The following is a 23,202-nucleotide window of genomic DNA, read 5'->3' on the forward strand; positions in this document are numbered from 1 at the left end:
CGCCCCGCGCCCCGCGCCCCGCGCCCCGCGCCCCGCGCCCCGCGCCCCGCGCCCCGCGCCCCGCGCCCCGCGCCCCGCGCCCCGCGCCCCGCGCCGACGGATGGTAGCCGTCGGGCTCCCTTTGGAGCTGATATCAGGAACGACTCAGCGTGCCTCGCGGCCGGCCGGTGCCGTTGAGTCGTTTCCGATGTCAGCTTCAAAGGCACCCGTGGGCTGTCCCGTCCACCCCGCCGGACGCCGTTGAGCGGACATCTTCGCGCGCCGGCGAAGGTGATGACACCGAGGCGCTGTGCCCATCGTCAGGGGCGAGCGCGCCGGACACGCCGCGACGAACAGGGTTCGCAAAAATCATATTCGGTCATTCCTGCGGAACGAGCAGCCGGGCGGACGGCTACTTCAGCCACCCGGCGGTCAACCCGGCCTGGTTCTGCCGCTGGACTGCTACGCGGACCACGAGCACCGACAACACGGCGATGGTCGCGGGCGAACTCGGCTCTGGGCGGGCATCCGGTTCGGACCCTCACCGGGGTGAGCACCCAGGACAGCAGGAACTGGTTCCCGTGGCGGAGGGAAGGTTCAAGACCCTCACCCTGATCAATATCGGTCGGGCCATCGGCTGCATTACCGGAAAGAGGCGGTCACGCTGGGAGCCCGTACGGCAGCTCGACGCCCGGCGGCGACCGCTCAGCGGGACGTGTCGGCCACCGCCTGCGCGAACACCTCGGAGCGGTGCTCGAAGTTGCGGAACCGGCCGTAGCTCGGCGCGGCCGGGGACAGCAGAACCACGCCGCCGGCGGGCGTGAGCTTGCGGGCCAAACCGACGGCGGCGACCAGGTCGTCGGCCAGCTCGGTGCGCACCGCCGGCAGCCCGGCGAGCGCGTCGACGATGCGCGGGCCGCTGTCCGGGATGCCGATCACGGTGATCTCCCGCTCGGCGAGGTGTGCGCGCAGCGGCGCGTAGTCGAGCCCCCGGTCGGTGCCGCCGACGATCACCGTCAACGGCCGCCCCTCGTACGCGTCGATCGCGTGCATGGCCGCGTACGGGCTGGTGGCCAGCGTGTCGTCGACGAAGGTGAGCCCGGACGGGTCGGGGATCTCGGTGAGCCGGTGGGCCAGTCCCTGGAACTCGGCGACCGCCACGGCCAGGGTGTCCCGCCGCGCCGCCACGTCCACGCCCAGCGCGTCCAGCACGGCCAGCGCGACGCACAGGTTGCCCTCGTTGTGCCGGCCGACCAGCGGCAGCACGGCACGCGGGAACAGCGGCGTGTCGCGGCTGTGGAACCAGGGCGCGCCGTCCGGGCCGGCGGCCACGTGGACGGCGTCGGGCGAGCCGGCCCGCACCACGGCCCGGTCGCCCAACTCCACGGCCAGTCGCGGGTCGGCCCCGTTCACCACCACCGTGTGCGGGCCGTGTGCGACGAGATTGAGCTTGTCCCGGTAGTACTCCCGCTCGCCGCCGTGCGCGTCCAGGTGCTCGGGGAACAGCGCGGTCACCACCGCCACCCGGGGCGAGTCGGACAGGTCGGCGCACTGGTAGCTGGACAGCTCCAGCACGTACAGCTCCGCCTCGGGCAGGTCCAGCAGCGGCACGCCGATGTTGCCGCCGAACACGTTCGGCCGGTCCATGGCGGTGAGCAGGTGGCTGATCAGGCTGGCGGTGGTGCTCTTGCCCTTGCTGCCGGTCACCCCGACGGTGCGCTCCGCGTGATCGGCCATCCAGAGCGCGCTGCCTTGAGTGACCGGGACGCCGCGGTGGCGCAGCTCCACCATCCACGGGTGCGTGTTCGGCACCCCCGGTGAACGGACCACCACGTCGGCGGCGGCCAACCGCGCGAAGCCCTCCTCGCCGGTGACCAGCGGCGCCGCCGCGGCGAGCGGACCCTCCCAGGGCAGGCTGAGGAAGTTCGCGCTGTCGTCGACGGCGACCAGTGCGGCCGGGCCGTGCGCGGCGATCGCGATCACCGCGGCCCGGCCCTCACGGCCGGCGCCCCAGACGGCGACATGACGTCCGCGCAGATCAGACAGGCGCACGGGCTCTCCTCGGGCTCGGTCGTGCTCGGCGGGCAGGGGTCCGGCCCAGCCGGACACGGGTGGACGAACCAGGGCCTAGTATGGCGTGTGCCCAACGAGCATCTGCGGCGGATGGACGCCTTCACCTTCCCGTCCTACTCGATCGACTTCGCCACCGGCGAGGTCCTGTTCGACTACGCCCTGACCGGTCCCGACGGTGAGCAGCGGTTCACCGAAATGATCACGCTGCCGCTGCCGGCGGAGCCGGTCCCCGACGCCACCGCGGCCACCCTGGCCCGAGTGCTGGAGCTGCTGCACGTGGTAGCCGGCGTCAGCTACTACAAGGCCGCCGCGCCGCCCCGGCTGGTGCTGCCCGCGCCGCTGGGCGCCGCCGCCGTCGGGCTGGTCACCGCCGTCTACACCAAGGGCCTCGCCGAGTACGCGTACCGCAACGAGCTGCCGCACGTGCTGGCGTTGCGGCCGGAGGTGCCGGTCGGCTCGGTCGATCGGGCCGCCCCGCTGGACAACTCCGACCGCCGACCGCTGTCGGCCGTCGGCGGCGGCAAGGACTCCATCGTCACGCTGGAGGCGCTGCGCCGCGCCGGGTTCGACCCGGTGCCCTTCTCGGTCAACCCGAACCACGTGATCGTCTCGGTCAACGAGGCGTCCGACCTGGTCCCGCTGGCCGCCCGGCGGCGGCTCGACCCGGCGCTGTTCGCGCTGAACGCGGCCGGGGCGCGCAACGGGCACATCCCGGTCACCGCGATCAACTCGCTGATCGCGGTCGCCACCGCCGTGCTGCACGGGCTCGGTCCGGTGGTCATGTCCAACGAGCGCTCCGCGTCCGACCCGAACCTCGTCTGGCAGGGCCACGAGATCAACCACCAGTGGTCCAAGGGCGTCGAGGCGGAGGGGCTGCTGCGCGCGGCGCTGGCCGAGCACGCCGGGCTCACCGAGCCGTACTTCTCGCTCCTGCGCTCCCTGTCCGAGCTGCACATCGCCCGCCTGTTCGCCGGGATCGACCATTACGACGCGGTGGTGACCAGCTGCAACGCCGCGTTCAAGCTGCACGACGCGAGCGAGCGGTGGTGCCGGGACTGCCCGAAGTGCCGCTTCGTCTTCCTGGCCATGGCCCCGTTCATGCCCCGCGAGCGGCTCACCGGCATCTTCGGTGGCGACCTGCTGGCCGACGGGTCCCAGCTTCCCGGCTACCGGGAGCTGCTCGGCATCGACGGGCACAAGCCGTTCGAGTGCGTCGGCGAGGTGGAGGAGTCGGTGGTCGCGCTGAGCCTGCTCGCGCAGCAGGAGCAGTGGCGCGACGCCGCGGTGGTCCGCGCGCTGGTGCGGGCGCTGCCGGACGCCGCGTGGCAGGCCGCGTCCACCTCCGACGTCTTCGCCCCCGCCGGCCCGAACTTCGTCCCCGCCCCGTACGCCAAGGCCCTCACCGCGCTCACCTGACCGCGGTCTCCCGGGGCTCCGGCGTCGGCGTGTCTCCGACGCGGAACAGTGCGGTCACGGAGAGTGGTCGAGCCACCGAGGGCCCGTGCGCCAAGCCGTCGCGGCGGCCGGGACCCGGCTCCCGTCAGGGCGTGCGGACGGCGTCCAGGGCCAGCAGCGCCACGTGCAGGGAGAGACACTGGTCGACGGAGTCGAGGTCGGCGTCGAGGATGCGGCCGATGCGGGCCAGCCGCTCGTAGAAGGCCGGCCGGGACAGGTGCGCGGCCACCGCCGCCGCCGACTTGTTCCGCCCCTGCTCCAAATAGGCCCGCAGGGTACCGAGCAGTTGCTCCCGCGGGTGCTGCGCGTCGTACGCCAGCAGCGCGCCCAGTTCCCGCTCGACGAACGTCTGCAGCCGGGGCTCGTCGCGCAGCAGGTGCAGCAGGCCGGCCAGCCCGACGTGCGGCAGCCGGAAGCAGGGCAGGTCGCGCGGGTCCCGCCGGGCCGCCTCGGCGATCTGCCGTGCCTCGACCAGTGACCGGCGCGCCTCCCGCAGGCTGCTCACCCCGGAACCGGCCGCGACCACGACCGCCGGACGGGCCGCCCCGTCGACCGGGCGCGCGCCGCCGACCGAACCGGCCCGGCCGGACCCGTCGGCGGGGCGAGGCGGGCGTGGGGCGGTCGGGCGGATCGGGGCGGCGTCGAGGCGTACCCGGCGCAACGCCGCGGCGAACGCGGCGAGCGCCTTCTCCTCGGCGCCGGGGTCGGGCAGTGCCAGCAGCGCGCCCACCGCGTGGTCGTCGACGGCGCTGGTCAACGCCGTGAGCTTGGCCTCGCGCACCGCCTGGCCGACCGCCTCGGCGAGGTCGCGCAGCCGGGCCGGACCGGCCTCGGGGTCGACGGCGTCCCGGTCGCGGCGCCGGGTCGCGGCAGGCTCGTCGGCGGCGTCCGGCCCGACGTCGCCGGCCGGGTCGTCGTTGCGGTGCCGGACCACCACGCCGACCAGGTACCGGCGGTCCAGGGTGACGCCGAGCGCCCTGGCCCGCAGCGCCACCTCGTCGACCGGGCGGGAGTGGTCGATCAGCGCGGTCAGCAGGGTGCGGTGGATCTGGCGCTCCAGACCCTCCGCGTCGCGGCGGATCAGCCGTCCCAGGGCCAGCGTGGAGGCGGCCCGCTCGATCAGGATGGTGAGCCGGGTGGGCGGGGTGGCCTCCGTCACCGGCCAGCGCAGCAGCAGCCGCCCCCAGTCCTGCCCACGCGCGCCGACGGTGGTGACCAGCCAGCCGCTGTCCGGGTCGTAGGCGGTACGCCCGGCCGGCCGGATCCGCCGGGAATGCTGCTCCCAGCCGTCCAGCAGCAGCTCCGCGCTCTCCCCCGCCGGGTCGTACGCGAGCACCTGCCGGGACAGGTTCTCCAACACCACCGGGCAGCCGGCCAGCTCGGCGGCCTGCCGCAGCACCTCGGCCGGCTCGGCGCCCTCCACGGACAACTCGGTGAACCGCTGGTGGATCTCCTCGGTGGCCCGCAGCTCGGTGAGCTGGGCGTCCACGATCAGCGCGTGCACCGCCTCGGTGACGCGGACGAACGGGGTGGCCCGGCGCAGCTCGACCAGCGGCAGGCCGCGGCGTTCGGCGGCGGCGACCATCACCCGTGGCACGCCGCCGACGTAGCGGCGGCCCAGCTCGACCACCAGCCCGGAGACGCCCACGTCGGCCAGGTCGCCGATGAACGCGCGTAGCCCGGCGTCGTCCGCGGGCAATCCGATCCCGGTGGTGAGCACCAGCTCACCACCGCGGAGCAGGGTGGCGATGTCGGGCACCTCGGCCACGTGCACCCACCGCACCGGGCGGTCCAGCCCGGTCTCGCCGGCGGCCAGGCGGGGCGCGCCGTGACGCACCGGCACCAGGGCGAGCACCTCACGCACGGTAGGGAACACGGGCGACACGCTACCCTGAGTCACCACCGATGCCGAGGGCCCGCCCCGGCGGACGGCCGGTTCAGTCGACGCCGAACTCCATCGCGGCCCGGTCGAGCCACTCGTCCTCCGCCGACGGGACGCCCCGGGAGGCGATGGCCTCGGCGCCGCCCTCGGGCATCGCGCCGATCAGGCCGGTCGAGGCCGCCTGCGCGGCGCCCACCATCCGCTGCGGGGCGGTGCCGCCGACCATGCCGAGCGAGGCGTACTGTTCCAGCTTGGCCCGCGAGTCGGCGATGTCCAGGTTGCGCATGGTGAGCTGCCCGATCCGGTCGGACGGGCCGAACGCCGAGTCCTCGGTGCGCTCCATGGACAGCTTGTCCGGGTGGTAGCTGAACGCCGGGCCGCAGGTGTCCAGGATCGAGTAGTCCTCGCCCCGGCGCAGCCGCAGCGTGACCTCACCGGTGACCGCGGTGCCGACCCAGCGCTGCAACGACTCGCGCAGCATCAGCGCCTGCGGGTCGAGCCAGCGCCCCTCGTACATCAGCCGGCCGAGGCGGCGGCCCTCGGTGTGGTAGTTCGCCAGGGTGTCCTCGTTGTGGATGGCGTTGACCAGCCGCTCGTACGCGGCGTGCAGCAGGGCCATGCCGGGGGCCTCGTAGATGCCCCGGCTCTTGGCCTCGATGATCCGGTTCTCGATCTGGTCGGACATGCCGAGGCCGTGCCGGCCGCCGATGGCGTTGGCCTCCAGCACCAGGTCGACCGGGCTGCCGAACTCCTTGCCGTTGATCGTGACCGGCCGGCCCTGGTCGAAGCCGATCGTGACGTCCTCGGCGGGGATCTCCACCGCCGGGTCCCAGAACCGGACCCCCATGATCGGCTCGACCGTCTCGATGCCGGTGTCGAGGTGTTCGAGGGTCTTGGCCTCGTGGGTGGCGCCCCAGATGTTGGCGTCGGTGGAGTATGCCTTCTCGGTGCTGTCCCGGTAGGGCAGGTCCCGGTCGAGCAGCCACTCGGACATCTCCTTGCGCCCGCCCAACTCGGTGACGAAGGCGGTGTCGAGCCACGGCTTGTAGATGCGGAGCTGCGGGTTGGCCAGCAGGCCGTAGCGGTAGAACCGCTCGATGTCGTTGCCCTTGAACGTCGAGCCGTCGCCCCAGATCTGCACGTCGTCGGCGATCATCGCGCGGACCAGCAGGGTGCCGGTGACGGCTCGGCCGAGCGGGGTGGTGTTGAAGTAGGCCCGCCCGCCCGAGCGGATGTGGAAGGCGCCGCAGGTCAGCGCCGCCAGGCCCTCCTCGACCAGGGCGGCGCGGCAGTCGACCAGCCGGGCCACCTCGGCGCCGTAGCTGAGCGCGCGGCCCGGCACGGAGGCGATGTCGGGCTCGTCGTACTGGCCGATGTCGGCGGTGTAGGCGCAGGGCACGGCGCCCTTGTCGCGCATCCAGGCGACCGCGACCGAGGTGTCGAGGCCGCCGGAGAAGGCGATGCCGACGCGTTCGCCGATGGGCAGGGAGGTGAGAACCTTGGACACAGGAAGATTATGCACCAAGGCGCATGATCATGCAAGCGCGTCGTCGCGGCCCAGTTCCCAGCAGGCCACCGCCGTCGCGGCGGCGACATTCAACGAATCCACGCCCCGGCGCATCGGGATCACCACCCGGACGTCGCTGGCCGCCATCGCCGCGCGGGTGAGACCGGCGCCCTCCGCGCCGAGCAGCAGCGCCGCCCGGGCCCGCTGGTCGCCGGTGAGCCGCTGGATCGGCACCGCGTCCGGCGCCGGCGTCAGGGCGAGCACCGTGAAGCCCGCCGCCCGCACCTCGTCCAGGCCGACCGGCCAGCGCTCCAGCTTCGCGTACGGCACCGCGAACACCTCGCCCATGCTGACCCGCACACTGCGCCGGTAGAGCGGGTCGGCGCAGGTCGGCGACAGCAGCACGGCGTCCACCCCGAGCGCCGCCACGGCCCGGAAGATCGCGCCCAGGTTGGTGTGGTTGTTGACATCCTCCAGGATCACCACCCGCCGGGCGGCGGCCAGCACCTCGGCGGCCGACGGCAGCGCCCGGCGGTGGAACGAGGCCAGTACACCCCGGTGCACGTGGAAGCCGGTGGCCCGCCGGAGCACCTCCGCGCTGGCGGCGTACACCGGGGCGTCACCGGTGTCCAGGTCGGCGAGCTGGTCCGCCCGCTTGGCCTCGACCAGATAGGACCGGGCCGGGTAGCCGGCCCGCAGCGCCCGCCGCAGCACCAGCTCCCCCTCGGCGATGAACAGTCCGTGCGGGGGCTCCCACCGGGTCCGCAGCTCCACGTCGGTCAACGCGCGGTAGTCGGCGATCCGGTCGTCGTCAGGGTCGGTGATCTCGTGGACGGGCACCTGACGGATTCTGCCGCACCACGCTGGGCGCGGTGCTGTCACGCCGGCTGGTGGCGCAGCAGCACCGAGCGCAGTCGTCGGCCCTAACGAGCGTGCGGGGAGACGACCACCCGTAGGCCCCTGTTTCACGGAAAGGGGGGCCATCCGCGCTCCGATGGCCCCCTTTCCGTGAAACAGGGGGTGGGGGTGGGGGTGGGGGTGGGGGGTCAGCCTCGGTCTTGGAGCCAGCGGAGGAGGTCGGAGGGGAGGTTGCGAGGGGCGTCGCGGGGCGGGGTGGGCTGCTGGGGTTGCGGGCGCGGCTCGGGGCGCGGGCGCTGCGGGTCGCCGGCCAGCTCGCGGCTGGGCGCGGTGAAGTCCCGCACCGGCTTGCCGGCGACCGCCGTCCGGATGGTCCGGGCCACCGCGTCGATCACCTCGGACTGCACCGCGGAGCCGACCAGGTCGGTCGAGTCGTCCGGGTTGGCGGCGATGCCGGCGACGGCCACCTGCGGGGTGAACCCGACGAACGTCTCGGTGGCGTTCCGCTCCGAGCTGCCCGTCTTGCCGGCCACCGGCCGGTCGACGATCGCGTCGACGCCGGTGGCGGTGCCACCGTTGCACTGCCCGTACGCGGACTGCTGACCCACCGGGCAGCGGGCCGCGTCGGTGGCCGCCCGGGCCACGTCGGGCGCCAGCACCTTCTTGCAGTTCGGCTGCCCCACGTCGATCTTGCCGCCGTCCGGGGCGGTCACCGACACCACCGGCAGCGGCGAGCAGTAGGTGCCGTCGGCGGCCACCGTCGCGTAGGCGTTGGCCAGGTCGAGCGGGGTGGTGGCGGCCACGCCGAGCGTGAACGCGCCCCAGTTCGCGGCGTTGTCGCGGGCGAACGCGGCGTCCGAGCCGGCCCGGAACGTGATGCCCAGCCGCTGCGCCATCTCGACCACCTTGTCCTCGCCGACCTGCTCGGCCAGCCAGACGAAGTAGGTGTTCACGGAGCGACCGAAGCCGTCCCACATCATCCGGTAGCCGTCCATCCACTCCGGGTTGGCGTTGCCCGGGCACCACCTGCCGTCGCAGTTGCCCTCGGCGTCGGAGGCGTAGCGGGTGGGCAGCTTGGCCGGCGCGTCGAAGCCGGTCGCGAGCGGCTTGCCCGCCTCCAGCGCGGCCAGCATGGTGAACAGTTTGAACGTGGAGCCGGCCTGGTAGCCGTCGACGCTGGCGCCGCCGGAGATCAGCGGGTTCACCGTGTTGGGGTGGTTGGCCTGCCCGTCCGGGTTGTCGGCCAGGCTGTAGTGCCGGTTGACCGCCATGGCGAGCACCCGGCCGGTGCCGGGCTCGACCGCCGCGATCGGCAGCGCGCGCTTGTCGTCGTACCCGTAGACCTTGGTGGCCTGCGCCTGCGCGGTCTGCTGGATCTTCGCATCCAGCGTGGTGACCACCCGGTAGCCGCCGCGGCGCAGCGCCTGCTCGCGCTCCTCGGCGGTGTCACCGAAGGCAGGCTGGGTGAGCCACCACTGGCGCAGGTAGTCGCAGAAGAAGCCCCAGCCGTCGCGGGCCGACGCGGTCGCGGTGCAGCCGTTGGGCTGGGCGGTCGGGTGCAGCTTCAGCGGCTCGGCCTTGGCCGCCGCGGCCTGCTGCGCGGTGATCGCGCCGGTCTCGGCCATCGAGTCGAGCACGTACCCGCGACGGGCGAGCGCCTGGTCCTTGTCGCCGTCGATCGGGCTGTACTCGTCGGGCGACTGGACCAGGCCGGCGAGCAGCGCCGCCTCACCGAGGGTCAGGTCGGCCGGCGTCTTGCCGAAGTAGCGCTGGCTGGCGGCGGCGACTCCGTACGCGCCGGAGCCGAAGTAGGCGATGTTCAGGTAGCGGTTGAGGATCTCGTCCTTGGACAGGGACTTCTCCAGCGCGTTCGCGTACCGGATCTCCTGGAGCTTGCGCCCGACGGTCTGCTCGGTGGCGGCCTGCCGTTCCTCGGCGGTGCGGGTCGGGTCGGTCTTGAGCACGTTGCGGACGTACTGCATGGTCAGCGTGGAGCCGCCCTGCTCGGTGCCGCCGCCCTTCACGTTGGCCACCAGGGCGCGGACGATGCCCCGCAGGTCCGCGCCGCCGTGCGAGTAGAACCGCCGGTCCTCGGCCGAGACGATCGCCTGGCGCATCACCGGCGCGATCTCGGCCAGCGGCACGTCGGTGCGGTTCACGTCGTAGAACGTGGTGATCAGCGTCTTGCCGTCGTCGGCGTAGAGGTAGGAGCGCTGCGGCTGCACGGGGGTGCGCAGCGCGTCGGGCAGTTCCTCGTACGCCCCGAGGCTCGCCTTGGCGACGAGCCCGCCGAGCAGGCCGGTCGGCAGCGCGGCGAGCGCGAGGACCAGCCCGGCGAGCAGGCCGGCGAGCAGCACGGTGAGCAGGCGCGACAGCGGCGACCGGGAAGACGGCATGGACTCCAGGATTGCCGCGAAAGCCACCTACCGGCCACCCCGCCAGGCAACTGTCAGTTACCTCACGGCAAGCGGCCAGCCCCGGTCGGGGCGAACCGGTCAGCCGGCGGCAAGCGGGCCGTCCGGTGACGCGGGTGGTGCGGGTGCGGCGGCGACGCTTGCCGCCGCCGCGTCGCGGGCGATCGTCTCGGGCACCAGGCGACCGCTGCGGTAGCCGATGCCGATGCCGGCGACCAGCACGAACATCGCGCCGAAGGTCTGCAACGAGCCGATCAGCGCGCCGCCCAGGCCGAGCAGCGGGGCGGCGATCATCAGCATCGTCCCGTCGCCGTAGGAGAACATCCCGGACCGGGCGACCGACCAACCGGTGAGGAACCAGCCCACGCTGTAGCAGGTGGCCCCGAACAGCACGATGCCGCGCGCGGTCAGGCCGAACACCGGCGTCTGCTCGGCCAGCCCGGCGAACGGCAGCATCAGCACCATCCCGCCGATGCTGGCCAGCAACCCGGCCAGCGCGATCCGGCGGCAGCGGGTGGCCGCGAGCAGGCCGGTGAGCGCGAGCAGGGCGAGCAGGCCGAGCCAGACCGACGCCACCCAGCCGACCAGGTAGAGCGGCTGCCCGTCGGCCGGGTAGGGGTCGTTGCCGACGCCGCCGTCGCTGGCCATCGCCACCACGCCGTAGAGGACCGCGTAGGCCGGCAGCAGCCAGACCGCCGCCCGGGCGAACCGGCGGACCGACCAGGCCCAGCTCGCGTCCGTGGCCGGCGCGCCGGGCCCCGGCTCGGAGACGAACGGCAGCACCCCGAACCCACCCCCGGTCCGCCGGGAGCCGAGCGGTCCGCCGGGGTCGTGCGCGCCGGGGACCGGGGTACGGGAGAAGAGCCGGTTCGCCGGTTCCGTCATGCGCCACCTCGCTCGCGTCACGGGTGGCCCGGGACGCGCAACGGCGCCCCGGCCCTGGTCACCACCCGTCCCTCAGACCGATGGTGGCAGCCGCCGGGGCGCCGGATGAGCGATTCTCGGATTTGCCGCTCAGCTCCGCTCGCGCTGGTCCGCCGGGTCGGTGAGCAGCGTGTCCGGGGCCACCGGCTCCGGGGCCGGCAGCCCCTTCGCGGTGTTGCCGCCGGTGGCCTGCGCCTCCGCCACGCGTACCTCGTCATGGATCTCCTGGGCCGCGACAGCCGCGGCCTGGGCCGCCTCGGCGGCCTCCCGCTCGACCTCGCCGGCGGTCTGGCTGGCCCCCGGCGCCGGGGCGTCGCCGGCCATGTTGGCCAGGCCGCCCAGCGCGCCGCCCATGCCCTCCAGGGCCTTGGTCAGCTCGGTCGGGACGATCCACACCTTGTTGGCCGAGCCGTTGGCGATCTGCGGCAGCGCCTGGAGGTATTGGTAGGCCAGCACCTTCTGGCTCGGGTTGGCGGTGTGGATCGCGTCGAAGACGGTGCGGATGGCCTTGGCCTGGCCCTCGGCCTGGAGGATCCGGGCCTGCCGGTCACCGTCGGCGCGCAGCACCGCGGCCTGCTTCTCCCCCTCGGCGGTGAGGATCTGCGACTGCTTGTGCCCCTCGGCGTTGAGGATCGCGGCGCGGCGGTCCCGCTCGGCGCGCATCTGCTTCTCCATCGAGTCGCGGATGCTCGGCGGCGGCTCGATCGCCTTGATCTCCACCCGGGTCACCTTGATGCCCCAGCGGCCGGTGGTCTCGTCCAGCACGCCGGACAGGTGCCTGTTGATCTCCTCGCGGCTGGTCAGGGCGCGCTCCAGGTCCAGCGAGCCGATCACGTTCCGCAGGGTCGTGACGGTGAGCTGCTCGATCGCCTGGAGGAAGTTGGAGATCTCGTAGGTGGCGCGGACCGAGTCGACCACCTTGAAGTAGAGGACCGTGTCGATCGACACGACCAGGTTGTCGGAGGTGATCACCGGCTGGGGCGGGAAACTGACCACCTGCTCGCGCAGGTCGACCTTGGTGCGCACCGCGTCGACGAACGGCACCAGCAGGTTGAGACCCGGGTTCAGCGTGCGCTTGTACTTACCGAGCCGCTCCACCACGTCCTGGCGCTGCTGCGGCACGATCCGCACCGCCTTGGCCAGGGTCACCACGACGATCACCGCCACGGCGATCAACAGGATCGCTGCAAACTCCATATGTTCACCCTCTCGCTTCGGGCAACCCGCCCGGGGCGGAAATGTCGTCCTGCCAGACCAGGGCGGTCGCGCCCCGGACCTTGATCACCTGCACCCGCTCGCCCGCCGGATAGCGCTGCGTCGCGTCGAACGACCGGGCCGTCCACAGCTCACCATCGATCTTGACCAGGCCGCCCTCGGCGTCCACCGGCTCCAGGACCACCGCGGTGGCACCCTCGATCGCCTCGACGCCGAACGGCTGGTCACCGGTCTCCAGCGCCGACCGGGCGTTACGGCGGATCACCGGCCGGGCCAGCGCCAGGGACAGCGCCGAGACCACCGCGAAGATCACCGCCTGGAGCGCCACCGGCGCGCCGAGCGCCGCCGCACCGGCGGCGGCGAACGCCCCGACCCCGAACATGATCAGGAACAGCGTCGTCGTGAAGATCTCGGCGACCGCCAGAACCACACCCAGAACGATCCAGAACACGGCGTCCACGTGACCAATCGTGACACGTCGAGTCACGTGTCATCTAACTGTCATGATCGCTAGGCTCGGTCCACCGCACGGCGACGAGGAGGACGAGATGGCTCTGCTGCCCCAGACCGCACGCCAGGTGGACCTGCTGGTCGCCCGTGCCCAGGCCGAGGGACGCGGCCCCTCACTCGCACTCGGCGTGGTCCGCGACGGCGACCTGGCGCACCTGGCGCTCGCCGGCGAGCAGCCCCGCCCGGACGGCGACACGCAGTACCGGATCGGCTCGATCACCAAGACCATGACCGCGGTGCTGGTGATGCAGCAGCGCGACGCCGGACGACTCGCCCTCGACGACCCGCTGGACAAGCACCTGCCCGGCACCCCGGTCGGCGCGCTCACCCTGCGCCACCTGCTCGGGCACGCCGGCGGGCTGCAACGCGAGCCGGACGGCGGGTGGTGGGAGCGCGCCGAGGGCATGGACCTGGACACCCTGCTCGCCGGGCTCACCCCGGACAAGATCGCTCACCCGCCGCACCGCGTCTACCACTACTCCAACCTCGCGTACGGACTGCTCGGCGGCGCGCTGGAGCGGATCACCGGCACGCCCTGGATCGAGCTGCTGACCGACCGGCTGCTGACGCCGCTCGGCATGCGCCGCACCACCTTCCGCCCGAGCGAGCCGTACGCCCGGGGCTTCGTCGTGCATCCCTGGCACGAGACGCTGCGGGCGGAGCCGCTGACCGAGACCGGGGCGATGGCGCCGGCCGGGCAGCTCTGGTCGACAGTCGAGGACCTGGCCCGCTGGGCGGCGTTCCTCGCGGACCCGGACCCGGCACTGCTCGACCCGGCGACGCTGACCGAGATGTGCGTGCCGGTGGCGATCAGCGACCTGGACTCGTGGACCGGCGGGCACGGCCTCGGCGTGGAGCTCTACCGGGTCGGCGACCGGGTGTACGTGGGCCACGGCGGCTCGATGCCCGGCTACGTCGCCGGTCTGGTCGTGCACCGCCCCACCCGGACCGCGGTGGTGGACTTCGCCAACTCGTACGGGCTGCGCGGCGGGCACCACGTCTCCGGGCTGGCCCGCGACGTGCTCACCCGGGTGCTGGACGCCGAGCCGGCCGCCCCCGCACCATGGCGCCCGGCCGACCCGCCCGCCGACGAGCTGGTCGAACTGACCGGCCGCTGGTGGTGGATGGGTGGCGAGTACGAGTTCCGCGTCGACGCCGCGGGCGACCTGGTCGGCGGGCAGGTGGGCCGGCCGCTGCTCCGCTTCACCCCGGAGGGACCGGACCGCTGGCGCGGCCGGTCCGGCCCGCAGGACGGCGAGATCCTGACCGTCGTCCGCGACGCCTCCGGCGCGGCCGTCGCGCTCGACATCGCCACCTTCGTCCTCACCCGCACGCCCGACCAGGCCCCCTGACCGCCGCACCCACTAGGGCGAGGTGACGAAATCGATCAACCGCTCCATCGCGTTGATCAACGGCGTCTCCACGTCGGCGAAACTGTCCACCCGGGACAGGATGTGCCGCCACATGTCGGCCGGCTCGGCCACCCCGAGCGCCGCGCAGACGCCCTCCTTCCAGGGGCGTCCGGGCGGCACCACCGGCCACGCCGCGATGCCCAGCGCCGACGGCCTTACGGCCTGCCACACGTCGACGTAGGGATGCCCGGTGACCAGCACGTGCGGCGACGTCACCCCTGCCACGACCCGGCTCTCCTTCGACCCGGGGACGAGGTGGTCGACGAGCACGCCGAGCCGCCGGCCCGGCCCGGGGGCGAACGCGCGCACCTCGTCGGCGAGTTCGTCGATGCCGTCGAGCGGCTCCACCACCACGCCCTCGATCCGCAGGTCGTCGCCCCAGATCCGCTCCACCAGCGCGGCGTCGTGCACGCCCTCCACCCAGATCCGGCTGGCCCTGGCGACCTGCGCCCGCACCTCGTCCAGCGCGATCGAGCCGGAGGCGGTCCGCCGCCGGGTCGCCGGCACCGGGGCACGGGCCGGCCGGCGCAGGGTGACCGGGCGGCCGTCGAGCAGGAACGCGGCGGGCAGCAGCGGGAAGTTGCGCCGACGCCCGTGCCGGTCCTCCAGCACCACCGCGCCGGAGTCGAACCCGACCACCGCGCCGCAGAACCCGGAATCCGCGTCCTCGACCACCAGGTCGGGCTCGGCGTCGACCTCGGGGGTCACCTTCCGCCGCCGCCAGTCACCCGCCAGCACGTCGCCGTCGTATCGCCCTGCCATGTCGATCACGCTAACCACCTCAGCCGGCGTGTCGCCCGCCGACGCGCCGGGCGGGTCGCCGCCCGGCGGCACGAAACGGTGCGAAGGGGGTAGTTGGGGGCAGGCCACACCACCGGAGCGGCAGCCGAGACAGCGACGGCGGCCACCACGTACCCTTTCCGCATGTCCTCCCCCGCAACGGGCGCGGCCACGCTGGCACCGCGCCGGTCGAGCCGGTTCGTCGCCTGGGTGCGCGCCTGGCGTGCCGGGCTCGTGCCGTTCGACGAGGTCGCCGACGCCATCGCCGGCGACGAGGAGCACCTCGTCGCGGACGCCCCCGGCACCTGGACCGACGTGTCCCTCCGGGAGGCGTTGCCCAGCCTCGCCAAACACTCGCCGGACGAGATCCGCCTGGTGCTGCCCGCACCCGGCGACCCCCGCGGGCTGCCCGGCCCCGGCGCGTTCGCCGGCGCCGCGCTGCTGGCCGGCGAGGCGGTGGTCGCCAGCGGCCTCGGGCTGGTGCCCGAGGTCCGCACGCACACCTCCGGCTCGGGCATGACCTGGGAGACCGTGCTCTGGCGGGTCCACCCGCTGCCCGCGGACGCGCCGAGGGCGTCCCTGATCACGCCGGGCGCGGCGGAGGCCGAGGCCGAACTGGCCGCCGCGCTGGCCGAGACGACCGCGGCGCTGACCCGGCTGGACGTCGCCCAGTGGCGACCCGAGCTGGCCGGCGCGCTCGCCGCGCTGCGCCGCCCCGACGGGGGCACCGACCTGCCACCCGGCTTCGACCCGCGGTCCCGCCGGCTGTTCGCCCGCGCGGCAGTGCTCGACCGGGTGCTCGCCCTGGCCGGGGAGAGCGCCCCGGGCGGCGCCGTGAACACCCACGAGGCGCAGCAGCGGGACGCGGCGCTGCGACCGCTCACCACCGCCTGCCGGCAGGCGGTGGTGGCCGCCTGCAACGCCCCGCTGCGGCTCTAGACCGCCGGCTCAGACCTCGTCGATCAGGTCGGCCACCGAGTCGACGATCCGGGACGGCCGGTACGGGTACCGTTCCGCCTCGGCCCGGCTGCTGATGCCGGTGAGCACCAGGATCGTCTCCAGCCCGGCCTCCAGCCCGCACAGGATGTCGGTGTCCATCCGGTCGCCGATCATCGCGGTGGACTCCGAGTGGGCGTCGATGGTGTTCAACGCGGAGCGCATCATCATCGGGTTGGGCTTGCCGACGAAGTAGGGATCCACCCCGGTCGCCTTGGAGATCATCGCCGCCACCGAGCCGGCCGCCGGCAGGGCGCCCTCGACCGACGGGCCGGTCGCGTCCGGATTGGTGCAGATGAACCTCGCACCGTCGTCGATCAACCGGATCGCCTTGGTGATCGCCTCGAAGCTGTAGGTGCGGGTCTCCCCCAGCACCACGTAGTCCGGGGCGAAGTCGCTGAGCACGTACCCCACCGCGTGCAGGGCCGTGGTGAGGCCGGCCTCGCCGATCACGTACGCGGTCCCGCCGGGCCGCTGGTCGGCCAGGAACTGGGCGGTGGCCAGCGCGGACGACCAGATCGCCTCCTCCGGCACGTCCAGCCCCATCCGGGCCAGCCGGGCCTGGAGATCACGCGGGGTGTAGATGGAGTTGTTCGTCAGCACCAGGAACGGCTTGCCGGAGGCGCGCAGCCGCTTGACGAACTCCGGGGCGCCGGGGACCGGCTGACCCTCGTGCACCAGCACGCCGTCCATGTCGGTGAGCCAGCTCTGCACCGGCTTGCGGTCATGCATCGTGTCGTCCCCAGGGTGTCGATGGTCGGTCGGGCTCAGGGCCGGCGGGCCGGGGGCACGCAGCACACCGCCGGGCAGGTGTCCCAGGCCGGCAGCTCGCCGAGACGGCGGCGCGCCTGCTGCCCGCCCGGCGCGGTGCGCTCGCGCACCAGCTCGCGGACCATCGCCACGAAACGCGGATCGGTGCCCGGGGTGCCGGCGCGGACGAAGTCCAGGCCGAGCTGCTTCGCCGTCTCGAGCGCCTCGGTGTCCAGGTCCCAGACCACCTCCAGGTGATCGGAGACGAAGCCGATCGGGCTGACCACCACCCCGGTCACCCCCTGCTCGGCCAGGCCGGTCAGGTGGTCGTTGATGTCCGGCTCCAGCCACGGCACCTGCGGCGGGCCGGACCGGCTCTGCCACACCAACTCGTAGGGCAGGTCGGGCGCGGCTGCGGCGTGCACCAGGCGGGCGGTCTCGGCGAGCTGGGCGGTGTAGCGCCCGCCGTGCGGGCCGGCGGTGGCGGCGGCCGAGACCGGGATCGAGTGGGCGGTGAACACCAGCCGGGTGCTGTCCCGCTTCGCCGGGTCGAGCTGGGCCAGCGCGGCACGCACCGCGTCGGCGTGCGGCTCGACGAAACCGGGGTGGTCCCAGAACTGGCGCAGCTTCTCGATCAGCGGGGCGTCCGGGCCGACCGCGGCCCGGGCCGCGGCGATGTCCTCCTGATATTGCCGGCAGGACGAGTAGCCGCCGTACGCGCTGGTGACGAACGCCAACGCCCGGGTCACCCCGTCGTCGCGCATCCGTGCCACGGTGTCGGCGAGCATCGGGTCCCAGTTGCGGTTGCCCCAGTAGACCGGCAGGTCGACGCCGTGGGCGGCGAAGTCCGCCCGGATCGCCGCGAGCAGGTCCCGGCACTGCTGGTTGATCGGCGACACGCCGCCGAAGTGCAGGTAGTGCTCGGCGACCTCGGCAAGCCGCTCCGGCGGCACACCGCGCCCCCGGGTCACGTTCTGCAGGAAGGGAAGAACGTCCTCGGGCCGTTCCGGGCCACCGAAGGAGACCAGCACCAACGCGTCGTACGCCATGGCCCTATTCTTCCCCGCCCGCCGTGACGTTCGCGCGACGCCCCCGGCTCATGGCGGTAACGCCCGAGCGGGAAATGTTAGGAGGGGCCCCTTGTTATGCGGAATGCGTTAACAAGGGGCCCCTCCTTGCACCTCAGGCGCCGATGGCGTGGTAGCCGCCGTCGACGTGGACGATCTCGCCGGTGGTGGCCGGGAACCAGTCGGACAGCAGCGCCAGGCAGGCCCGCGCGGCCGGCTCGGAGTCGGTGAGGTTCCAGCCCAGCGGCGCCCGCTCGGTCCAGGCGTCCTCGAACTGGTCGAAGCCGGGGATGGACTTGGCCGCGATGGTGCGCAGCGGGCCCGCGGCGACCAGGTTGCTGCGCACGCCCTGCTTGCCCAGGTGCAGCGCCAGATAGCGGGAGGCGGACTCCAGCCCGGCCTTCGCCACGCCCATCCAGTCGTAGACCGGCCAGGCCTTGGTGGCGTCGAACGTGAGGCCCACCACGGCGCCGCCCGGGGACATCAGCGGCAGCGCCGCCATGGCCAGCGACTTGTAGGAGAACGTGGAGACCTGCAGCGCGGTCGCCACGTCCGCCCAGGGCGCGTCGAGGAAGCCGCCGCCGAGGCAGCTCTGCGGGGCGAAGCCGATCGAGTGCACCACCCCGTCCAGGCCGTCGACGTGCTCACGCACCCGGTCGGCCAGGCCGGCGAGCTGCTCGTCGTTCATGACGTCCAGCTCGATCACCGGCGCCGGCTCGGGCAGCCGCTTGGCGATCCGCTCCACCAGGGAGAGGCGGCCGTAGCCGGTGAGCACGACCCGGGCGCCGTTCTCCTGGGCGAGCTTCGCCACGGAGAACGCGATCGAGGCCTCGGTGATGACACCGGTGACAAGCAGCCGCTTACCGGCCAGGAGTCCGGACATTGCGCAGTTCCTCCGTGCTCTCTCAGTGGCCCATGCCGAGGCCGCCGTCGACCGGGATGACGGCGCCGGAGATGTAGCCCGCCGCGTCCGAGGCGAGCCAGGTGACCACGCCGGCCACCTCCTCCGGCTCGGCGAACCGGCCGGCCGGGATGGCCTTGCGGTATTCAGTGCGGCGCTCCTCGGGCAGCGCCGCGGTCATGTCGGTGGCGATGAAGCCGGGCGCCACCACGTTCGCGGTGATGTTGCGGCCACCCAGCTCGCGCGTGATCGAGCGGGCCACGCCGACCAGGCCGGCCTTGCTCGCGGCGTAGTTGACCTGCCCCGGGCCGCCGTAGAGGCCGACCACCGAGGAGATGAAGATCATCCGGCCCCACTTCGCCCGGAGCATCTTCGTCGAGGCGCGCTTGGCGACCCGGAACGAGCCGGCCAGGTTGGTGTCGACGACCCGGGTGAACTGCTCGTCGGACATCCGCATGATCAGCGTGTCGTCGGTGATGCCGGCGTTGGCGACCAGCACCTCGACCGGCCCCAGCTCGGCCTCCACGGCGGCGAACGCCGCGTCCACCGACTCGGCGTCGGTCACGTCGCACCGCACCCCGAACAAGCCCTCGGGGGCTTCGCCGCCGCGGTGGGTCACCGCCACCCGGTCACCCTGCTTGGCGAAGGCCTGCGCGATGGCCAGACCGATCCCCCGGTTGCCGCCGGTCACCAGCACGGTACGGGCCACGGTTCCCCCTGACGCTCGGTCTGATCTCTCGGTCGGTCGGAGCCTAGGGGTTACCGGCAGGTAAGCGCTAACCCGCCCAGCTCACCGGCGGGCCCGCGCCGGCTGCCCGCCCGGACGCGCGACACGAACGCTCCCGGTGTACGCTAATCGCTGTCCGCGGGCCGTCGTGCGCCCGCGGTCCGGGCCCCGCCGACCCCAGGAGGTGATCGCTGTGCGAGATAGCGATCCTCCCAGTCGTGGCCGGGCCCTCCGTCAGCCCCGCTGAGCCACGGCTCGGTCGACGCGGCTGACCCGCTTCCCGCCCTCCGCACCGCATCCACTCCCCGGCCGGCATCGCCGGGGGCGGCCCTGCCGCGCGGCGGAGCACCCGGTCACGACTTCGTGTGCGTCCTTCCCGGTCCCCCTCGCGGCCCGCGTCAGCGGGCCGACCGTCGCCACGGAGCACAACCATGAGCCGTTACGCCGCACCACTGGGCTTCACCCTCGCCGCCGTCTGGGTGGCGGTCCTGTTCGTCCTGGCCGGCGGGGGCCACTGACCCACCGCCGGCCGGCCCGGCTCAGATCAGGCGGGACGTCCACAGCAGACTCAGCCCCCCGGCGCAGAGCGCCAGGAGCAGCGCGATGCCCGCGTACCAGTGGGTGATCTCGCGCGGTTCCGTGCGGTAGCCGATCGAGCTGCCCATGTCCTGATAGACCTGCTTCAGCTCGGTCACCGAGGCGGCCTCGTAGAAGAAGCCCTGGGTGGCCTCCGCGAGCTGGGACAACGCGGTGCGGTCGACCGGCACCCGCTGGAGCTGGCCGCCGATGTCCACCTGGCCCGAGTCGGTGCCGAACGCGATGGTGGACACCGGCACGTTCGCCGCCTGCGCCGCGGCGGCCGCCTCCTCCACCGACCGGCCCGACGTGCGGTAGCCGTCGGACAGCAGCACGATCCGGGCCGGCGGGATGCCGGCGGCGCCATCGGCCGGCACCGAGCGGATCGCCTCCAGGCAGGTGAACACCGCCTCACCGGTGGCGGTCGCCTCGGCCAGCACCAGCCCGTCGATGGCGGTGGTCACCGCCCCCCGGTCCTTGGTCGGCGACACCAGCACGTTCGCCGACTTGGCGAACGAGACCAGCCCCAGGTTGTAGCTCTCCGGCAGCTCGCCGACGAACTGCTTGGCCGCCTCCTGCGCCGCTTCCAGCCGGTTCGGCGACACGTCGTCGGCCTGCATGGACAGTGACACGTCGATGGCGAGCATCACGGTGGCCCGCTCCAGCGGCTCCCGGGTGTCGATCGCCGGCCGAGCCAGCCCGGTCGCCAGCACCAGCAGGCAGAGCAGGAACGCGGTCGCCGCCGCGTGCCGGCGCCAGCCGAGCCCCGTGGGCGCGACCGTGCGCAGCAGGTCGACGTTGGTGAACCGCAGCGCGTACTGCCGGCGGTGCAGCTGCCGCCAGACGTACGCGGCGGCGAGGGCGAGCACCGGCAGCACGGCCAGCAGCCACCACGGTTGCAGAAAACGGATCATCGGGTCGTCCCTCGGGTACGGGCGTGCCGCTGCGCGGCGACGAAACGCACCATGTCCAGCAGCCAGTCTCGGTCGGTACGCAGGCGCAGGTGGGCCGCGCCGGCGGCGCGCAACTCGGCGGCGATCGCCGCGCGCTGGGCCGCCGCGGCCTCGGCGTACCGGCGGCGCAGCCCCGGGTCGGCGGTCTGCACCTCGTGCAGTTCGCCGCTCTCCGGGTCGACCACCGGCAGCACCCCCACGTCGGGCAGTTCCAGTTCACGCGGGTCGACCACCTCGACGGCCAGCACGTCGTGCCGGACCCGCAGCTTACGCAGCGGCCGGCCCCACTGCTGCGGCGGCGCGAGGAAGTCGGAGATCACCACCGCCACGCCACGCCGGCGCGGCGGGCGGTTCAGCATGTCGACAAGCGCGCCCAGGTCGCTGCGGCCGGGCCGGATCTCGGTGTCGGCGACGGCCCGCAGCAGCCCCTGCGCCTCCTTGCGGCCGGACCGGGCGGGCAGCCGCAGCAGCGTCCCCGGCCCGCCGGCGGTCGCGCCGGTGCCGACCACCGCGCCGATCCGGTTGCCGCCGCGCACGGTGAGGTGGGCCAGCGCGGCCACCGCGGCCACCACCACCTCCCGCTTGAGCCACCGCCCGGTGCCGAAGTCCAGGCTGGCCGACAGGTCGACCGCCAGCCACGTCTCCAGCTCGCGGTCGGCCACCGTCCGCCGCACGTGCGGCATGGTGGTGCGGGCGGTCACCGGCCAGTCCATCCGGCGCACGTCGTCGCCGGGGCGGTATTCCCGGGACTCCCCCGCCTCGCTGCCCGGGCCGGGCAGCAGGCCGGCGTAGTCGCCCTGGAGCAGCCCGTCGAGCTTGCGGGTGACCATCAGCTGGAGCCGCGCCAGCACGGCGCCCGAACGGTCCCCGGTCGCCGGCACCCGGGTGCGCGGGGTCACGGCCGCTGCCCGGGCCACCCGTTGGGTCCGACGGCCGGCGGTGGCGCGGCCTGCTGGCGGGGTGCGACGGCGGGCAGCGGGATGGTCGACATCACCCGGTGCACGATGTGGTCGGCCGGCACGTCGTCGGCGAGCGCGTCGTAGCTGAGCACCAGCCGGTGGCGCAGGATGTCCGGCGCGATGTCCTGCACGTCCTGCGGCAGCGCGTAGTCCCGGCCGCGCAGCAGCGCCAGCGCGCGGGTGGCGCGGACCAGGCCGAGCGAGGCGCGCGGGCTCGCGCCGTACTGGATGAGCTGAGCCACGTCGGGCATGCCGTGCTCGGCGGGGGCGCGGGTGGCGAGCACCAGCCGGACCGCGTAGTCGACCAGCGCGTTGTGCACGAAGACCTGGTCGGCCCTGCGCTGGAGGGCGGTCAGGTCGGGGGTGTCGAACACCTGGGCCGGTGCGGGCGGCGCGACGCCCATCCGGTAGACGATCTCGCGTTCCTCGGCGTCGGTCGGATAGCCCACCACGATCTTCATCAGGAACCGGTCACGCTGCGCCTCGGGCAGCGGGTAGACCCCCTCCTGCTCGATCGGGTTCTGGGTGGCCATCACCAGGAACGGGTCCGGCACCCGGTGCGACTCGCCGCCGATGGAGACCTGCCGCTCGCTCATCACCTCCAGCAGCGCCGACTGCACCTTGGCCGGCGCCCGGTTGATCTCGTCGGCGAGCAGGAAGTTGACGAACACCGGGCCCAGCTCGACGTCGAACTTCTCGCTGGACTGCCGGTAGATCCGGGTGCCCATGATGTCGGCGGGCACCAGATCCGGGGTGAACTGGACCCGGGCGAAGGAACCGCCGACGACCTGGGCGAGCGTCTCCACGGCGAGCGTCTTGGCGACGCCGGGCACACCCTCCAGCAGGCAGTGACCCCGGGCCAGCAGCGCGACGAACATCCGCTCGACCATCCGGTCCTGCCCGACGATCACCCGTTTGATCTCGAACAGCGCCCGTTCCAGCAGCGTAGCGTCCTGCGCCGGGGTGGTGGCCGCCGGCGGCGCGTCCGGCGGCGCCTCGGTCGGGTTCGGCACGTCGGGCGTGGTCGGCTGGGCCACCGGTCCTCCACAGCTGGGTCGTCGTCGCGGTGTGGTGCGTGTCAAGACTGTCATGCCTTGCTGAGAGCCGGAGGCGGGAGAGGCGCGATTTTCGCCGTGCCGTGGCCGGTCCACGGAAAACGCTGAACACGGGTGGACAACTGGGGGTCCGGCGCGTGTACGATTCACCCCGTCGCCGGGCGGCTCCCCCCGTGGCCGCCCGGCGCTAAAACTCCCCGGTGCGCGGC

At 73.6% G+C, this 23,202-nt stretch carries 19 protein-coding genes; 3 read left to right on the top strand and 16 right to left on the bottom strand.

The annotated features are described in order from the left end of the window. Positions 1 to 684 precede the first annotated feature (684 nt). Positions 685 to 2,031, bottom strand: coding sequence for a UDP-N-acetylmuramoyl-L-alanine--D-glutamate ligase (gene murD / locus AB0H28_RS26985; RefSeq protein ID WP_358045855.1), 1,347 nt, complete (start codon positions 2,029 to 2,031; stop codon positions 685 to 687). 87 nt (positions 2,032 to 2,118) lie between these two features. Here murD and AB0H28_RS26990 point away from each other — a divergent pair, with 87 nt between their 5' ends. Further along, on the top strand, positions 2,119 to 3,468 hold the full coding sequence (locus AB0H28_RS26990; RefSeq protein ID WP_358045858.1) for a hypothetical protein: 1,350 nt from the start codon (positions 2,119 to 2,121) through the stop codon (positions 3,466 to 3,468). A 124-nt stretch (positions 3,469 to 3,592) separates the two neighbouring features. On the opposite strand, the gene AB0H28_RS26995 is transcribed toward AB0H28_RS26990, so the two are convergent. The 7 genes from AB0H28_RS26995 to AB0H28_RS27025 all read right to left on the bottom strand — a co-directional run bounded on the left by AB0H28_RS26995 (position 3,593) and on the right by AB0H28_RS27025 (position 12,767). After that, positions 3,593 to 5,392: a PucR family transcriptional regulator gene (locus AB0H28_RS26995; RefSeq protein ID WP_358045861.1), complete on the bottom strand. Its 1,800-nt coding sequence runs from the start codon at positions 5,390 to 5,392 to the stop codon at positions 3,593 to 3,595. 52 nt (positions 5,393 to 5,444) lie between these two features. Then, positions 5,445 to 6,896 carry an argininosuccinate synthase gene (argG, locus tag AB0H28_RS27000; protein ID WP_358045863.1) on the bottom strand — a complete coding sequence of 484 codons (1,452 nt, stop codon included), beginning with the start codon at positions 6,894 to 6,896 and terminating at the stop codon, positions 5,445 to 5,447. Positions 6,897 to 6,923: 27 nt separating this feature from the next. Beyond that, complete coding sequence (locus tag AB0H28_RS27005; RefSeq protein WP_358045866.1) at positions 6,924 to 7,736, bottom strand: RNA methyltransferase; 813 nt, start codon at positions 7,734 to 7,736, stop codon at positions 6,924 to 6,926. Between the two features lie 206 nt (positions 7,737 to 7,942). Then, positions 7,943 to 10,150 (bottom strand): transglycosylase domain-containing protein, encoded by a 2,208-nt coding sequence (locus AB0H28_RS27010; protein ID WP_358045869.1) that lies wholly within the window; start codon positions 10,148 to 10,150, stop codon positions 7,943 to 7,945. Positions 10,151 to 10,249: 99 nt separating this feature from the next. Continuing rightward, a complete protein-coding gene (locus tag AB0H28_RS27015) occupies positions 10,250 to 11,053 on the bottom strand; it encodes a hypothetical protein (protein WP_358045872.1) in 804 nt (267 codons plus the stop codon). Between the two features lie 129 nt (positions 11,054 to 11,182). Beyond that, positions 11,183 to 12,289, bottom strand: a complete 1,107-nt coding sequence (locus AB0H28_RS27020; RefSeq protein WP_358045875.1) for an SPFH domain-containing protein — start codon at positions 12,287 to 12,289, stop codon at positions 11,183 to 11,185. Between the two features lie 4 nt (positions 12,290 to 12,293). Further along, on the bottom strand, positions 12,294 to 12,767 hold the full coding sequence (locus AB0H28_RS27025) for an NfeD family protein (RefSeq protein WP_358045878.1): 474 nt from the start codon (positions 12,765 to 12,767) through the stop codon (positions 12,294 to 12,296). Positions 12,768 to 12,855: 88 nt separating this feature from the next. On the opposite strand from AB0H28_RS27025, the gene AB0H28_RS27030 reads away from it, so the two are divergent. Beyond that, positions 12,856 to 14,169, top strand: coding sequence for a serine hydrolase domain-containing protein (locus AB0H28_RS27030; RefSeq protein WP_358045881.1), 1,314 nt, complete (start codon positions 12,856 to 12,858; stop codon positions 14,167 to 14,169). Positions 14,170 to 14,181: 12 nt separating this feature from the next. Here the strand turns inward: AB0H28_RS27030 and AB0H28_RS27035 are convergent, their stop codons facing one another. Further along, the gene (locus AB0H28_RS27035) at positions 14,182 to 14,991 is read right to left on the bottom strand and encodes a DUF3097 domain-containing protein (RefSeq protein ID WP_358045884.1); all 810 of its coding nucleotides are present in this window, start codon (positions 14,989 to 14,991) and stop codon (positions 14,182 to 14,184) included. A gap of 162 nt (positions 14,992 to 15,153) precedes the next feature. Between AB0H28_RS27035 and AB0H28_RS27040 the strand changes: the two genes are divergently transcribed. Further along, the gene (locus AB0H28_RS27040) at positions 15,154 to 15,948 is read left to right on the top strand and encodes a hypothetical protein (protein ID WP_358045886.1); all 795 of its coding nucleotides are present in this window, start codon (positions 15,154 to 15,156) and stop codon (positions 15,946 to 15,948) included. 9 nt (positions 15,949 to 15,957) lie between these two features. Here the strand turns inward: AB0H28_RS27040 and AB0H28_RS27045 are convergent, their stop codons facing one another. From AB0H28_RS27045 to AB0H28_RS27075, 7 genes are all read right to left on the bottom strand, one after another. Then, on the bottom strand, positions 15,958 to 16,824 hold the full coding sequence (locus tag AB0H28_RS27045; RefSeq protein ID WP_358045970.1) for an HAD-IIA family hydrolase: 867 nt from the start codon (positions 16,822 to 16,824) through the stop codon (positions 15,958 to 15,960). Beyond that, positions 16,773 to 17,804: a ferrochelatase gene (locus tag AB0H28_RS27050; RefSeq protein WP_358045888.1), complete on the bottom strand. Its 1,032-nt coding sequence runs from the start codon at positions 17,802 to 17,804 to the stop codon at positions 16,773 to 16,775. The genes AB0H28_RS27045 and AB0H28_RS27050 overlap by 52 nt, the downstream gene beginning before the upstream one ends. Positions 17,805 to 17,937: 133 nt before the next feature. Beyond that, positions 17,938 to 18,705: an enoyl-ACP reductase FabI gene (fabI, locus tag AB0H28_RS27055; RefSeq protein WP_358045891.1), complete on the bottom strand. Its 768-nt coding sequence runs from the start codon at positions 18,703 to 18,705 to the stop codon at positions 17,938 to 17,940. A 22-nt stretch (positions 18,706 to 18,727) separates the two neighbouring features. Further along, a complete protein-coding gene (locus AB0H28_RS27060; protein ID WP_358045894.1) occupies positions 18,728 to 19,432 on the bottom strand; it encodes a beta-ketoacyl-ACP reductase in 705 nt (234 codons plus the stop codon). A 557-nt stretch (positions 19,433 to 19,989) separates the two neighbouring features. Then, complete coding sequence (locus tag AB0H28_RS27065; RefSeq protein ID WP_358045897.1) at positions 19,990 to 20,940, bottom strand: VWA domain-containing protein; 951 nt, start codon at positions 20,938 to 20,940, stop codon at positions 19,990 to 19,992. Then, positions 20,937 to 21,896, bottom strand: coding sequence for a DUF58 domain-containing protein (locus AB0H28_RS27070; protein ID WP_358045900.1), 960 nt, complete (start codon positions 21,894 to 21,896; stop codon positions 20,937 to 20,939). Before AB0H28_RS27070 ends, AB0H28_RS27065 begins: the two co-directional genes overlap by 4 nt. Continuing rightward, positions 21,875 to 22,975 (bottom strand): MoxR family ATPase, encoded by a 1,101-nt coding sequence (locus AB0H28_RS27075; RefSeq protein ID WP_358045903.1) that lies wholly within the window; start codon positions 22,973 to 22,975, stop codon positions 21,875 to 21,877. Before AB0H28_RS27075 ends, AB0H28_RS27070 begins: the two co-directional genes overlap by 22 nt. Positions 22,976 to 23,202 lie beyond the last annotated feature (227 nt).

The sequence above is a fragment of the Micromonospora sp. NPDC050980 genome (assembly GCF_040653835.1).
In the GTDB taxonomy this organism is placed as follows: Bacteria; Actinomycetota; Actinomycetes; order Mycobacteriales; family Micromonosporaceae; genus Micromonospora.